This window comes from Arthrobacter sp. NPDC058130 (genome assembly GCF_042884475.1).
GTDB lineage: Bacteria > Actinomycetota > Actinomycetes > Actinomycetales > Micrococcaceae > Arthrobacter.
On record NZ_JBHVTV010000005.1, the window covers coordinates 88,328 to 102,261 of the forward strand.

Annotated in this window: 9 protein-coding genes; 2 read left to right on the plus strand and 7 right to left on the minus strand. The window is 68.7% G+C overall.

Annotated elements, in window-relative coordinates; all coding sequences use genetic code 11:
* Positions 1 to 7: 7 nt before the first annotated feature.
* On the plus strand, positions 8 to 1,744 hold the full coding sequence (locus ACFVTM_RS11225) for a formate--tetrahydrofolate ligase (protein WP_390203545.1): 1,737 nt from the start codon (positions 8 to 10) through the stop codon (positions 1,742 to 1,744).
* A 172-nt stretch (positions 1,745 to 1,916) separates the two neighbouring features.
* Positions 1,917 to 2,834 (plus strand): endonuclease domain-containing protein, encoded by a 918-nt coding sequence (locus tag ACFVTM_RS11230; RefSeq protein WP_390203546.1) that lies wholly within the window; start codon positions 1,917 to 1,919, stop codon positions 2,832 to 2,834.
* A gap of 86 nt (positions 2,835 to 2,920) precedes the next feature.
* Here ACFVTM_RS11230 and ACFVTM_RS11235 read toward each other — a convergent pair whose 3' ends face one another.
* From ACFVTM_RS11235 to ACFVTM_RS11265, 7 genes are all read right to left on the minus strand, one after another.
* A complete protein-coding gene (locus ACFVTM_RS11235; protein ID WP_390203547.1) occupies positions 2,921 to 4,006 on the minus strand; it encodes an inositol-3-phosphate synthase in 1,086 nt (361 codons plus the stop codon).
* A 178-nt stretch (positions 4,007 to 4,184) separates the two neighbouring features.
* The gene (gene mgrA, locus ACFVTM_RS11240; protein ID WP_390203548.1) at positions 4,185 to 5,222 is read right to left on the minus strand and encodes an L-glyceraldehyde 3-phosphate reductase; all 1,038 of its coding nucleotides are present in this window, start codon (positions 5,220 to 5,222) and stop codon (positions 4,185 to 4,187) included.
* Between the two features lie 27 nt (positions 5,223 to 5,249).
* Positions 5,250 to 7,022, minus strand: coding sequence for a malto-oligosyltrehalose trehalohydrolase (gene treZ, locus ACFVTM_RS11245; protein WP_390203549.1), 1,773 nt, complete (start codon positions 7,020 to 7,022; stop codon positions 5,250 to 5,252).
* 45 nt (positions 7,023 to 7,067) lie between these two features.
* The gene (treY, locus tag ACFVTM_RS11250) at positions 7,068 to 9,404 is read right to left on the minus strand and encodes a malto-oligosyltrehalose synthase (protein WP_390203550.1); all 2,337 of its coding nucleotides are present in this window, start codon (positions 9,402 to 9,404) and stop codon (positions 7,068 to 7,070) included.
* Entirely contained in the window at positions 9,401 to 11,884 is a 2,484-nt protein-coding gene (gene glgX, locus ACFVTM_RS11255; RefSeq protein ID WP_390203551.1) for a glycogen debranching protein GlgX, read from the minus strand. Before glgX ends, treY begins: the two co-directional genes overlap by 4 nt.
* A gap of 91 nt (positions 11,885 to 11,975) precedes the next feature.
* A complete protein-coding gene (locus ACFVTM_RS11260) occupies positions 11,976 to 13,514 on the minus strand; it encodes an NAD(P)H-hydrate epimerase (RefSeq protein ID WP_390203552.1) in 1,539 nt (512 codons plus the stop codon).
* Between the two features lie 68 nt (positions 13,515 to 13,582).
* Positions 13,583 to 13,930 (minus strand): holo-ACP synthase, encoded by a 348-nt coding sequence (locus tag ACFVTM_RS11265; protein ID WP_011692749.1) that lies wholly within the window; start codon positions 13,928 to 13,930, stop codon positions 13,583 to 13,585.
* Positions 13,931 to 13,934 lie beyond the last annotated feature (4 nt).

The window sequence follows — 13,934 nt, forward strand, 5'->3', positions numbered from 1 at the left end:
GACAACGATGTCTGAGACCACCACTGCCGGGAACAACGTGCCCAGCGACCTGGAAATTGCCCAGCGGGTCATCATGAAGCCGATCGTGGAAATTGCCGCGGCCGCCGGCATTAACCCGGAGGCGCTGGAACTCTACGGACCCTACAAAGCCAAGATCGACCCCGCGAAGCTGACTCGCGTGCCGGGCATCACCGAGGGAGCCCCGGCTCCCGCCGCCGAGCGTGCTCCCGGCAAGGTCGTGCTGGTCTCGGCCATGTCCCCCACCCCCGCGGGCGAGGGCAAGTCCACCACGACGGTCGGCCTCGCCGATTCCCTGGCCCGGGCCGGGCACAAGGTGATGATCGCGCTGCGCGAACCCTCCCTCGGACCCATCCTGGGCATGAAGGGCGGCGCCACCGGCGGCGGCTACTCCCAGGTGCTGCCGATGGACCAGATCAACCTGCACTTCACCGGCGACTTCCACGCCATCACGTCAGCGAACAACGCCCTCATGGCCCTTGTGGACAACCACATCTTCCAAGGCAACGAGCTCAACATCGACCCCCGCCGGATGACCTTCAAGCGGGTCCTGGACATGAACGACCGGTCGCTCCGGGAGGTCGTGATCGGCCTCGGCGGCCCCGCCCAGGGCACGCCGCGGCAGGACGGCTTCGACATCACGGTGGCCTCGGAAATCATGGCGGTGTTCTGCCTCGCCACGGACCTCAACGATCTGCGCGAACGGCTGGGCCGGATCACGTTCGGCTACACCTACGACCGCCAGCCCGTCACCGTGGCCGACCTCGGCGTCCAGGGCGCCCTGACCATGCTGCTCAAAGACGCCCTCAAGCCCAACCTCGTGCAGACCATCGCCGGCACCCCGGCCCTTGTGCACGGCGGACCTTTCGCCAACATCGCCCACGGCTGCAACTCCCTCATCGCGACCCAGACGGCCCGCAGCCTTGCGGACATCGTTGTCACCGAGGCAGGCTTCGGCGCGGACCTCGGTGCCGAAAAGTACATGGACATCAAGGCACGGATAGCCGACGTCGCCCCGTCCGCCGTCGTCCTCGTGGCCACCGTCCGGGCGCTCAAGATGCACGGCGGCGTGCCGAAGGACCGGCTCACGGAACCCAACGTGGAAGCCATCGCCGCCGGCGTCACCAACCTGCAGCGCCACATCCGCAACGTCGAGAAGTTCGGCATCGTCCCGGTGGTGGCGATCAACAAATTCGGCACGGACACCGCCGCGGAACTGGACTGGCTCCTCGAGTGGTGCTCCACGGAAGGCGTCCAGGCTGCGGTGGCCGATGTCTGGGGCCGCGGCGGGGGCGGCGACGGCGGGGACGAGCTCGCGGCGAAGGTAGCGGCCGCGATCGACACCCAGCACAGCTTCCGGCACCTGTACCCGCTGGACATGTCCGTTGAGGACAAGATCCGGACCATCGTGCAGGAGGTCTACGGCGCCGACGGCGTGGACTTCTCGGTGCCCGCGCTCAAACGGCTCGCGGAGATCGAGAAGAACGGCTGGTCCGGGATGCCGGTGTGCATGGCGAAGACGCAGTACTCCTTCAGCGACGACGCCACCCGGCTCGGCGCCCCCAAGGGCTTCACCATCCACGTCCGGGACCTGATTCCCAAGACCGGGGCCGGCTTCATCGTGGCCCTCACCGGCGCGGTGATGACCATGCCCGGCCTGCCCAAGATCCCGGCGGCCATGCGGATGGACGTCGACGACGCCGGCAACCCCGTCGGCCTCTTCTAGCCCCACCCCGCCCCGCCCCTCCCCACCCCTTTAAAACACCCCTCCCCCTGACACCCGTTGCGCTGTCACTTTTAGCTGCCATTCGGCCCTCTGAGCAGCCACAACTGACAGGGCAACGGGAGGGTGTGGATAACTTCGGCAGCTTGCGCGGGTTCGGACAAGAATGGGCCGCATGCGCCCATCTGCACCGCTGCCGCTCCGTCTCTCCGCCGCACCCTTCACCGTCTACGAGGCCCGGGCCGCGAGCCTGAGCGCGGCCCGGCTCCGGTCCTCCGACCTCAGCACGGCGGGCCGGCTGCTCTACCTGCCCGCCGGCTGGGACTTCGAGCTCCGCGGTCTGTCCCGCGCTCTCTCGGCCGCGACGCCGGGTGCCTGGATTTCGCACGTCACGGCTGCAGTCCTACTCGGGCTGTGGCTCCCGTCGTGGTTTCGCGGCTGCCGGGAACTGCATTTGAGCAAGCCCAAAGTTCTCCCGCCGGTCCGGCGACAGGGCGTAGTCGGCCATACGGTCCTAGCCTTCGACGACGAGGTCATGGACTGGGACGGCATCCGCATTTCCACCCCGGCCCGGACGTGGCTGGACCTGGCCCGCCTGCTGCCGCTCGAGGACCTGGTAGCGGTGGGCGACCAGCTGCTCCGCCAACCGCGCCCTGGCCTGGAGGAACGTGTGGAGCCGTGGGCCACCGTTCCCGACCTGAAGGCGATGCTGCAGCGGCACCCGAAGCTGCAGGGCATTGTGAAAGCGCGGCTGGCGGCGGAACTGATCCGCCCGGGCGCCGATTCCGCCCCCGAGACTTTCCTGCGCCTGGCGCTGACCGCGGCCGGTCTGCCGGAGCCGGAGCTTCAGCTGCGGATCACAGCGGAGGATCCGTTCTCGCCGGCCGCGGACCTCGGCTACCGGGCGCAGCGGGTCGCCATCCAGTACGACGGCGGCCACCACCTCACGCGCGAGCAGCAGTCCCGCGACAACCGGCGCGACGAAACGTTCAACGCTGCGGGCTGGCGCTATTTCAAGTTCAACGCCGACGACCTGGCCGATGACTTTCGCGGCGCGGTGCGCAGGGTCAGCGCCGCCCTGCACGCCCGTTAAATACCAGTTGCCCTATCACTTGCAGCGGCCAAACCAGGGGTTTGGGGACCGTAAGTGATAGGGCAACCAGAGCGGGCGGGGCGGGTTTAGCGCTCCAAGTCGCCGCGGATGAAGGCCTCGACCTTTTCACGGGCGAGGTCGTCGTTGAACTGCTCCGGCGGGGACTTCATGAAGTAGCTCGACGCCGAGACCAGCGGGCCGCCGATGCCGCGGTCCAGGCCGATCTTGGCGGCGCGGATGGCGTCGATGATCACGCCGGCGGAGTTGGGCGAGTCCCACACTTCGAGCTTGTATTCCAGGGACACCGGGGCGTCGCCGAAGTTGCGGCCCTCGAGGCGGACGAAGGCCCACTTGCGGTCATCGAGCCACTGGACGTAGTCCGACGGGCCGATGTGGACGTCCTTGGCGGCGAGCTCGGCCTCAACGTTGGAGGTGACGGCCTGGGTCTTGGAGATCTTCTTGGACTCGAGGCGGTCGCGTTCGAGCATGTTCTTGAAGTCCATGTTGCCGCCGACGTTCAGCTGGTACGTGCGGTCCAAGGTGACGCCGCGGTCCTCGAACAGCTTGGCCATGACGCGGTGCGTGATGGTGGCGCCGATCTGGCTCTTGATGTCGTCGCCCACGATCGGCACGCCCGCGTTGGTGAACTTGTCCGCCCACTCCTTGGTGCCGGCCAGGAACACCGGCAGGGCGTTGACGAACGCCACGCCGGCGTCGATTGCGCACTGGGCGTAGAACTCGGCGGCTTCCTGCGAGCCGACCGGCAGGTAGCAGACCATGACGTCAACCTTGGCGTCCTTGAGGGCCTGGACGACGTCGACCGGCTCCTCCGGGGACTGCTCGATGGTCTCGAGGTAGTACCTGCCAAGGCCGTCCAGGGTGTGGCCGCGCTGGACGGTGACACCGGACGGCGGGACGTCGGCGATCTTGATGGTGTTGTTTTCGCTGGCCAGGATGGCGGCGGACAGGTCTTGGCCCACCTTCTTGCCGTCGACGTCGAACGCGGCTACGAACTGGACGTCGCCGACGTGGTACTGGCCGAACTCCACGTGCATCAGGCCCGGAATCGTGGCCTTGGGGTCGGCATCCTTGTAGTACTGGACGCCTTGGACCAGTGAAGCGGCGCAGTTACCTACGCCGACGATTGCAACACGAATCGGATGTGAAGACACGGAACTCCTTTTGAGAACAAGGGTAGCCCGCGCGGCCGCACCCTGTTGTACTGCATCAGTTGTGCGGGCGGCAGGCGGACACGGCGCCGCTAGGCGCCCTTAGTAGTCTAGTCAACACCGCCGGGGCCGCGGTTGTTCCCGGCCGGCCCCGGCGTTCTGTGACAGGTGCGGGGTCCGGCTACTTCTGGGCCCACAGGTTGATGTCGGATTCGACGGCGAACTCGTCGATCGCGTCCAGCTCGTCGGCCGTGAAATCCAGGTTCTGGACGGCGGCCAGGGTGTCCTCGAGCTGCCGGACGCTGGATGCGCCGACCAGTGCGGACGTGACGGACGAGCCCTTGCGCTGCTCGCGCAGGATCCAGGCGATGGCCAGCTGCGCCAGCGTCTGCCCGCGGCCCTCGGCGATCCGGTTGAGCCCGCGCACGCGGCTCAGCTTGTCCTCGGTGATCATGGATTCGCCGAGGGACTTGTGCTGCGCGGCGCGGGAGTCGGCCGGGATGCCCTGCAGGTAGCGGTCGGTGAGCATGCCCTGCGCCAGCGGCGAGAACGCGATGGACCCTGCGCCCACCTGCTCCAGGGCTTCGTAGAGGTTGGGGCTGCCGTTCTCGGTCCAGCGGTTGAGCATGGAGTAGCTGGGCTGGTGGATCAGCAGCGGGGTGCCGAGTTCCTTCAGGATCCGGGCCGCTTCGAGGGTCTGTTCCGGGGTGTAGGAGGAGATGCCGGCGTAGAGCGCCTTGCCGGAGCGCACCGCCTGATCCAGGGCGCCCATGGTCTCTTCCAGCGGCGTTTCGGGGTCCGGGCGGTGGCTGTAGAAGATGTCCACGTAGTCCAGGCCCATCCGGCCCAGCGACTGGTCCAGGCTGGCCAGCAGGTACTTGCGGGACCCGAAGTTGCCATAGGGGCCCGGCCACATGTCGTAGCCGGCCTTGGTGGAGATGATCAGTTCGTCGCGGTACGGGGCGAAGTCGTCCTTGAAGTGGCGGCCGAAGTTGGTCTCGGCGCTGCCGTAGGGCGGGCCATAGTTGTTGGCGAGGTCGAAGTGGGTGACGCCCAGGTCGAAGGCGCGGCGCAGGATGGCGCGCTGGACCTCGAACGGCTTGTCATCGCCGAAGTTGTGCCACAGGCCCAGGGAGATGGCCGGAAGTTTCAGGCCGCTGCGCCCCACGCGGCGGTAGGGCATGGAGTCGTAGCGGGTGTCAGCTGCCAAATATGTCATACGTCATATCCTGCCCTAGTCGAATACTTATTCGGAAACGATTGCGGCACTGTGGCCGGGGAGGTCGAGGTGGCCCGCCGCTACGGCTTCGGGCCGCACGGCGTCGTCGGTGGCCAGCAGCACGGCGGTGCCGCGGACGGCGACCCGGCGCGGTTCCGCGGAGAAGTTCATCGCCACCTGGACCCGGCCGCGCCGCAGCACCAGCCAGCCCTCATCCTCGCTGAAGTCCACCCCGGTGCCCTCGAAGCCGGGTTCCGTCAGGTCCGGCGTGGCGCGGCGCAGCGCGATCAGCGCCCGGTACAGCTCCAGGAGCCGGGCGTGGTCCCCCTCGGAGGCCTCGGCCCAGTTGAGTTTGGACCGGGTGAACGTCTCCGGATCCTGCGGATCGGGGACGACGGCGGGGTCCCAGCCCATGCGCTCGAACTCCCGGATCCGGCCCTCGGCCGTGGCCTTGCCAAGCTCCGGCTCCGGGTGGGAGGTGAAGAACTGCCACGGCGTCGTCGCGCCGTATTCCTCGCCCATGAACAGCATTGGCGTGAACGGCGACGTCAGGGTGGCGACGGCGGCGAGCGCGAGCTGGCCGTAGCCCAGGGTCTGGGACAGCCTGTCCCCCGTGGCCCGGTTGCCGATCTGGTCGTGGTTCTGGCTGCACACCACCAGGGCGGCGGGATGGACCAGCGCGCTGTTGATAGGCCGGCCGTGGTGGCGGGCGCGGAAGCTGGAGTAGCTGCCGTCGTGGAAGAACCCGCGCTGCAGGACCTTGGCCAACGCCTCCAGCGAGTCGAAGTCGGCGTAGTAGCCGGTGCTCTCGCCGCTGACATTGACGTGGACGGCGTGGTGGAAGTCGTCGCTCCACTGCCCGGCCAGCCCGTAGCCATTCGTGTCCCGCGGGTAGAGCAGGCGCGGGTTGTTCAGGTCCGATTCCGCGATCATGGTGGCCGGCCGTCCGGTCTCCGCACAGATGTGGTCCGCGAGGGCGCCGAAGTCCTCCAGCAGGTGCACGGCGCGCTCGTCCTTGAAGGCGTGCACGGCATCCAGCCGCAGGCCGTCCACGTGGTAGTCCCGCAGCCACATCGCGGCGTTGTCCAGGATGTAGCGGCGGACCTCGTCCGATTCCGGCCCGTCCAGGTTGACGGAGTCGCCCCAGGTGTTGCCCTCCCCCGATTTCAGGTATGGCCCGAACCGGGAAAGGTAGTTGCCGCTGGGGCCAAGGTGGTTGTAGACCACGTCCTGGATGACGCCCAGGCCCGCTGCGTGGGCCGCGTCCACGAACCGCTGGTACGCGGCGGGCCCGCCGTAGCCTTCGTGCACGGCGTACCAGAGTACGCCGTCGTACCCCCAGTTGTGGGTGCCGTTGAACCCGTTGACCGGCAGCAGCTCCACGAAGTCGATGCCGAGGTCCGCCAGGTACGGCAGCTTCCCGGCGGCGGCGTCCAGTGTCCCCTCGGGCGTGAACGTGCCCACGTGGAGTTCGTAGATGACGGCGCCCTTGAGCTCCCGTCCTGCCCACTGGGCGTCGGCCCACTGGTGGTGTCCGGCGTCGAACGTGCGGGAGAGCGCATGGACGCCCGCGGGCTGGCGCCGGGACCGCGGGTCCGGCAGCGGTATGGGGTCCCCGTCCACCAGGTAGCCGTAGTCCACGTCCCCGGCGGCGGGCGCCCCGGCAGCAGTCCACCAGCCCCCGCGCTCGGGGCTGAGCCGGTTCATGGGGTACTCCTGGCCGCCGGCGAGCAGGGTGACGGTGCCCGCTTCCGGCGCCCAGAGATCAAAGCGTGCGCTTCCGTGTGCAGGCGTGTTCATGTCCGTCCCCTATCGGTGGTTGAGTACGTGCTTCCGGGCCGTCCTCTAGGCGGTTGGCACCAGGAGGGCAACGGGGTAATCCCGCAGGATCTCCCCCACCGCGACGGTGCCCGGACCGTGCGTGCTTCCTGTCAGTTCGTCGGCCATGGCCGCGGCGAGCTGAATGGTCGTGTCCTGCCATCCGCCGCGCTGCTCCAGGCCGCGCGGCAGCCGGGTGGCGAGCGTCAGCGCGCCCGGGGCGCCGGCCGTTCCGCGGTCAAAGGCGAGCAGGTGCGCGGCGGCGGCGCCGGTGGCCGTGACCGGCGTGTACCCGGTAAACAGCTCAGGCCGGTCCCGCCGCAGTCGCAGGGCCCGGGAGGTGACGAGGAGTTTCGCTGCCTCGTCCAGGAACGACGCCGGCCGCTCGCCGGCGTCGAGCGCGGCCAGGGCTTGCCGGCGGGCGCCGAAGTCGAACGGCCGCCGGTTGTCCGGATCGGTCAGCGAGCGGTCCCAGAACTCGGTGCCCTGGTACACGTCCGGCACCCCGGGCATGGTGAGCTGCACGAGCTTGGCGCCGAGCGAGTTGATGGCACCGTAGGGCTCCAGCAGGGCCACGAGGGACTCCAGCTCCGCCGTCACCTCCGGGGTGTCGAAGGCGGCGTCGACGGCGGCCGCAAGTTTCGCCTCGAAGGCCTCGTCGGGATCGATCCAGCTGGTCGAGTTCCCGGCCTCGCGGGCTGCTTTTTGCGCATAGGACTGCAACCGGCCGCGGTCCGCTGGCCAGACCCCGGCGACGGCCTGCCACAGCAGGTTGGCCAGCGGCCCGTCCGGCAGCGGCGCGAGTTTCTGCAGCCGCTGCAGGGCGGCCTGCCATTCCGGTGCCAGCTCGGCTAGGACCGAGATCCGGGCGCGGGTGTCCTCGCTGCGCTTGGTGTCGTGGGTGCTGAGCGCCGTCATGGACAGCGGCAGCTCGGCCTGGCGGCGGGCCATCCGGGCGTGGAATTCCTCCGGCGCCACGGCAAACTCCGTGGGGTCCGCCCCGACCTCGGTCAGGGTGCCCAGGCGGGTGTAGCGGAAGAACGCGGTGTCCTCCACGCCCTTGGCCATGACCATCCCGGACGTCTGCTGGAAGCGGATCGCCAGCTCCTCCCCGGCGTCGGGACCAGCACCGAGCAGGAGCGGAAGGAGCACGCCGACGGCGTCTTCCAGTTCGGGGCGACGGCGGACAGCGAGTTCGCAGGCCTCCTTGAGGACGTCTGCACCCTCCGGCAGGTAGCTGCGGTAGACCGGGAACGCGGCGATGATCTCGGACAATGCGTCAGCCGCCGCGTCCTGGGCCAGCCCTGCTGCGGCCGGGACCAGGCGTGCCAGCCGGAGCATTTCCGCGTGCAGGATCCCGTCCGTGATCCGCCGCTTGGTGCCTCGGATCATCTCCTCGTAGTCGGCGGCGCCGCCTCGCAGTTCGGCGTCGAGCGCGTCGAGAGGGCCCTGGCCGGCGGCGTCGACGAACACCCGGTCCACGTCCGCAAGGGCGTCGTAGCCGGTGGTGCCCTCGCACTCAAAGCCGGCCGGCAGGGTTTCGCCCGGTTCCAGGATCTTCTCAATCAACAGGTAGCTGCCGCCCGTGACCTCGCGCAGCCGGTGCAGGTATCCCTCCGGATCGGCGAGGCCGTCCGGGTGGTCAATCCGCAGCCCGTCGACGAGCCCTTCCCGGAACCACCGCACAACTTCCGCGTGGGCCTCATCGAAGACCTCGGGAAGCTCCACCCGGATTCCGGCCAGGCTGTTGACGGCGAAGAATCGCCGGTAGTTCAGGTCCGTGTCCGCCCGGCGCCAGCCGACCAGCTCGTAGTGCTGCCGGTCGTGGACCTCGCGCGGGTCATCGGCACAGGAGTCACCTGCGGTGTAGGTGCCTTCGGCGAGCGGAAAGCGGTGGTCGTAGTAGCGCAGCTCCCCGTCCTTGATCTGGAGTGCGTCCACATCCGAGTCCGCGCCCAGCACCGGAATCCGCACGCGGCCGCCGCCAAAGTCCCAGTCGACGTCGAACGCCTGTGCGTAGCGGGACTGCTGCCCCTCCTTCAGGAGGGACCACCACCACGGGTTCTGCACCGGTGTAGCGACGCCGACATGGTTGGGCACGATATCGACCAGCACGCCCATGCCGGCTTCCCGCGCGGCGGCCGAAACCGCCAGCAGCCCGTCCGCGCCGCCCCGGTCCGGATCAATGGCGGAGGGATCGGTGACGTCGTAGCCATGGTCCGAACCCCGCTCTGCCGTGAGGATCGGCGACAGGTAGATCCAGTCCACCCCCAGGGATTTCAGGTACGGCACCGTCTGCGCGGCGTCCTGCAGCGTGAAGCCCGGGCGGATCTGCAGCCGGTACGTCGAGACGGGCGTCCTCATGAAGCCGGGCCCTTTTTGGACCGCGGCTTCTTGGCGGACTTCGAGTTCGAGGCCTGGGAACGCTTGCCCGGGGCGCGCTTCGCAGGTTCCGGCGCAGGCTCAGGCGCGGCCGCCGGCTCGGGTTCCGGCGCAGCCTCAGCCTCGGGCGCTGGCTCGGGTGCAGGCTCAGCCTCAGGCTCGGCCGCTGGCTCGGGTGCAGGCTCACCAGGTGCTTCCTCGGCGGGCGCCTCAGCCTCGGCAGGAGCGGCAGCAGAGGCCGGAACCTCGGTAACCTCGGCCACTGGCTCAGCCGGCGTGACGGGGGCCGCTTCGGCGGGAGCCTCGGCCCTGGCGGCCAGGGACGCGGCGGCAGAGTAGTCCACCTCCACCTCCGGGCCCGAGTAGGCGCGAAGCACCACAAGGGACTTCGCCGCCAGCTTCAGGACGCTCCCGGCCTTGAGCGGCTCGCCTGTGTCCGCCGTGTCGGCGGTGTCGACGAGCAGGTCCCAGAACGGCGTGTATTCCTCGGAAGGGAGCAGGAAGTCGACATTGTCGTCGTGGGCGTTGAACGCCACCAGGAAACTGTCGTCGGTGATACGGCGTCCGCGCGAATCCTGTTCCTGGATGCCGTGGCCGTTGTAGAACACACCGATGGTCCGGCCGAATCCGCTGTCCCAGTCCTCCGGGTCCATTTCCTTGCCGTCGGTATTGAGCCAGACGATATCCGGCAGCTTCTCGCCCTCGCCGCGGCGTACCGGGCGGCCGTCGAAGAAGCGGCTGCGCCGGAAGGTGGGGTGGTCGCGGCGGATCTTGTTGACCACGGCCGTGAACTCCACGAGCGGAAGGTCCATGTCGTCCCAGTGCACCCAGCTGAGTTCGGAGTCCTGGCAGTACGTGTTGTTGTTGCCGCGCTGCGTTCGGCCCATCTCGTCGCCGTGCAGAAGCATCGGGACGCCCTGCGAGAGCAGGAGCGTGGCGATGAAGTTGCGCTGCTGGCGGGCGCGCAGCGTCAGCACGGCGTCGTCCTCGGTTTCGCCTTCCGCGCCGCAGTTCCAGGAGCGGTTGTGCGATTCGCCGTCGTTGTTGCCTTCGCCGTTGGCTTCGTTGTGCTTCTCGTTGTAGGACACGAGGTCGCGCAAGGTGAAGCCGTCGTGGGCGGTGACGAAGTTGATGGACGCCACCGGACGCCGGGCGGAGCTCTCGTAGAGGTCGGCCGAACCGGTCAGGCGCGATGCGAATTCGCCGAGCGTGGACGGTTCGCCGCGCCAGAAGTCACGGACGGTGTCGCGGTATTTGCCGTTCCACTCCGTCCACTGCGGCGGGAAGTTGCCCACCTGGTAGCCGCCGGGACCCACGTCCCACGGCTCGGCAATCAGCTTGACCTGCGAGACGATCGGATCCTGCTGGATCAGTTCGAAGAAGGTGGAGAGCTTGTCGACGTCGTAGAACTCCCGGGCCAGGGTGGAGGCGAGGTCGAAGCGGAACCCGTCCACGTGCATTTCCGTGACCCAGTAGCGCAGGGAGTCCATGAGCAGCTGGAGGGAGTGCGGGTGCCGGACGTTCAGCGAGTTGCCGGTGCCGGTGTAGTCCATGTAGTGCTTCAGGTCATCGTCCACCAGCCGGTAGTAGGCGGCGTTGTCGATGCCCTTGAAGGACAGGGTGGGGCCCAGGTGGTTGCCCTCGGCGGTGTGGTTGTAGACCACGTCCAGGATCACTTCCATGCCGGCCTTGTGCAGGTCCCGGACCATGGCCTTGAATTCCTGCACCTGGTGCCCGACGTCCCCGGATGAGCTGTACGTGTTTTGCGGGGCGAAGAAGCCGATCGTGTTGTAGCCCCAGTAGTTGTTGAGGCCCTTCTCCACGAGGGTGCCGTCGTTGACGAACTGGTGCACTGGCATCAATTCCACCGCGGTCACGCCGAGTTTCTTGAGATGCTCCACGACGGCGGGATGCGCCACGCCCGCGTACGTGCCGCGCTGCTCCTCGGGGACTTCCGGGTGCAGCTGGGTCAGGCCCTTGACGTGGGCTTCATAGATGACGGACTCGTGGTACGGGATGCGCAGCTGGCGGTCGCCGTCCCAGTCGAAGAAGGGGTTGATGACCACGCCGTGCATGGTGTGCGGAGCCGAGTCGGCGTCATTGCGGGACGAGGGGTCGCCGAAGTTGTAGGAAAACAGTGCCGGGTCCCAGTCGATCTCGCCCTGGATGGCCTTGGCATACGGGTCCATCAGCAGCTTGCTGGCATTGAACCGGTTGCCCTTGTCCGGCTCGTACTCTCCGTGGACGCGGTAGCCGTACTTCTGGCCGGGCTGGATCTGCGGCAGGTAGCAGTGCCACACGTAGCCGTCCACCTCGGTCAGTTCGATCCGGGTTTCGGACAGGTCGTCAGCCAGGAGGCACAGTTCCACCCGTTCGGCGCGTTCGCTGAACAGGGCAAAGTTGGTTCCAGTGCCGTCAAAAGTGGCTCCCAGCGGGTAAGCCGTTCCGGGCCAGACTTCCATGTGTACTCCTCGTGCGTGACGAATATTCTCTAGACAGACTACTTGTAAGTAAGATTAGTATTTGTTCGGGCGCACTGAGCGCGCCCGTTTATTACAGCTCCCGCATCACCGCCGGCACCGCACGGGCGATGGCCGTTGCTGTCACCGGCCCCCCACGCGAGGCCCGGACTCCGGCGCGGCCGTGGACGCTGGCTGCCATCGCCCCGATCGCCGCCCACCTGGCGTCGGGATCGATGCCATGTTCTCCGAAGCGCCCGACGTCGGCACCCAGCTGTGCGAGCAACGCACCGATCACTCCCGCCAGGACGTCGCCGCTGCCCGCCGTGGCAATCCAGGGCGTGCCTTCGGCCTGGCTATAGAAGTCCTGATAAGGAGAGGCCACGAGGGTCGTGGCGCCCTTGAGCAGCACCGTGGCTTCGGTCAGGCCGGCGGCGCGCCGCACCGCACTCAGCGTGGATGCCTCCACCGCGGAGCGGTCCAAGGCGACCCCGAGGCGGTGCAGCAAAGCAGACAGTTCGCCGGCGTGGGGTGTCAGGATCACCTGCGGGGCCAGCACATCGGGCAGGGCGGGCAGTGCCCCGGCGTCGGCGATTGTCGGCAGGCCCGAGTCTGCGGCGTCGCGGGCGCGCTGCAGCTGCTGCTCATCGGAGCCATCCAGCCCGGAGCCCACAAGCCAGGCCTGAACGTGGGTGTCGGCCACGGTTCCGGTGCTGCACACGACCTCGGGGCAGGCCTGCCGGACCAGGTCGGCGACGTCTGGCGGACCCAGATAGCGCACCATGCCGACGCCGGCGGCCAGGGCGCCCCTGCAGGCCAGCACCGCGGCGCCGGGATAGGCGGCGGTGCCTGCAACCACCCCCAGCACCCCCCGGGAGTACTTGTGCGCCCGCCGCTCCGGCCGTGGCAGCAGTGCGGATAGGTCTCCGGCCTCAAGCCGGCGCACGGCCGGCCATGGCAGCGCTCCTTCGATGCCGATCGGAATGACCTGCACGCGGCCGGCGAAGTCCGCTCCGGGGTCCGCGAGCAGGCCGGCCTTGGCCGCACCAAACGTGACCGTCATGTCCGCCGCCAGGACCGGCGCGTGCACCTCCCCCGTGTCCGCGTCGACGCCGCTGGGGATGTCGCAGGCCACCACCCAGGGGGAACGGGAGCCCGGCCGGGAGCGTCCCAGCGCCGCGACCAGCTCCGCGGCCGGGCCCCGCAGCCCGCCGCGCGCTCCGGTCCCGAGAACCGCGTCGATCACGACGTCGGCGCCGCCGGCCAGCGCGGCGAGTTCGGCCACATTGTCCCCGTCGAGGACGACGGCGTGCCCGCCGGCCTTCCGGAACGCCGCCAGTCCGGCGTCGTGGGCGGCGCCGGCGGCGAGCACCGCCGTCGTCCGCATGCCGCGGCCGGCCAGCAGCGCGGCGGCGAAAAGCCCGTCTCCACCGTTGTTGCCCTTGCCCGCCAGCACTGCCACGCTGGAGCCGTAAAGCCGCTGCCGGCGGCCGCGCAGTCCGTTGACGACGGCGTTGGCGAGGCCGTACGCTGCCCGCTGCATGAGAACAGCGCCCGCACCGGAGTCCAGTGCGTCGTCGAGAAATGGCTTCTCGGCGTCGCGTACCTGGGTTCCGGTGTAGGCGCTGATCATGGTTTCAGTCCATTCGCGGTCGCTGGGGAATGCCTGGCGCTTGGGCCGGTGCTGCGGGAACGGCCGGCTCAGCCTTCGGCGAGCACCGTCGCGGTGGCGATCCCGCCGTCGTGGCTCATGGACAGGTGCCAGCGCTTGACGCCCTTCGACTCTGCCACGGCGAGCACCGTGCCCTTGACCTGGATGGTGGGCCCGTTCTGGTCCAGCCCGATCCAGCAGTCCTGCCAGTTCATGCCGGCCGGCGCCCCGAGGACCTTGGCCACGGCTTCCTTCGCCGCGAACCGTGCGGCGAGGGAGCGGGTGTTCAGTTCCCGCTCTGCAGGAACGAACAACCTGTCCCGCAGCCCGGGGGTGCGCTCGAGTTGCCGCCCGAACCGTTCAATGTCTACGACGTCCACGCCTATGCCAACGATCATGGCG

Bases quoted from the DNA above. Each gene is read 5' to 3' on its own strand.
- treY (WP_390203550.1), bottom strand. From the start codon at position 9,404: ATGAGGACGCCCGTCTCGACGTACCGGCTGCAGATCCGCCCGGGCTTC.
- glgX (WP_390203551.1), bottom strand. From the start codon at position 11,884: ATGGAAGTCTGGCCCGGAACGGCTTACCCGCTGGGAGCCACTTTTGAC.
- ACFVTM_RS11265 (WP_011692749.1), bottom strand. From the start codon at position 13,930: ATGATCGTTGGCATAGGCGTGGACGTCGTAGACATTGAACGGTTCGGG.
- ACFVTM_RS11225 (WP_390203545.1), top strand. From the start codon at position 8: ATGTCTGAGACCACCACTGCCGGGAACAACGTGCCCAGCGACCTGGAA.
- ACFVTM_RS11260 (WP_390203552.1), bottom strand. From the start codon at position 13,514: ATGATCAGCGCCTACACCGGAACCCAGGTACGCGACGCCGAGAAGCCA.
- treZ (WP_390203549.1), bottom strand. From the start codon at position 7,022: ATGAACACGCCTGCACACGGAAGCGCACGCTTTGATCTCTGGGCGCCG.
- ACFVTM_RS11230 (WP_390203546.1), top strand. From the start codon at position 1,917: ATGCGCCCATCTGCACCGCTGCCGCTCCGTCTCTCCGCCGCACCCTTC.
- mgrA (WP_390203548.1), bottom strand. From the start codon at position 5,222: ATGACATATTTGGCAGCTGACACCCGCTACGACTCCATGCCCTACCGC.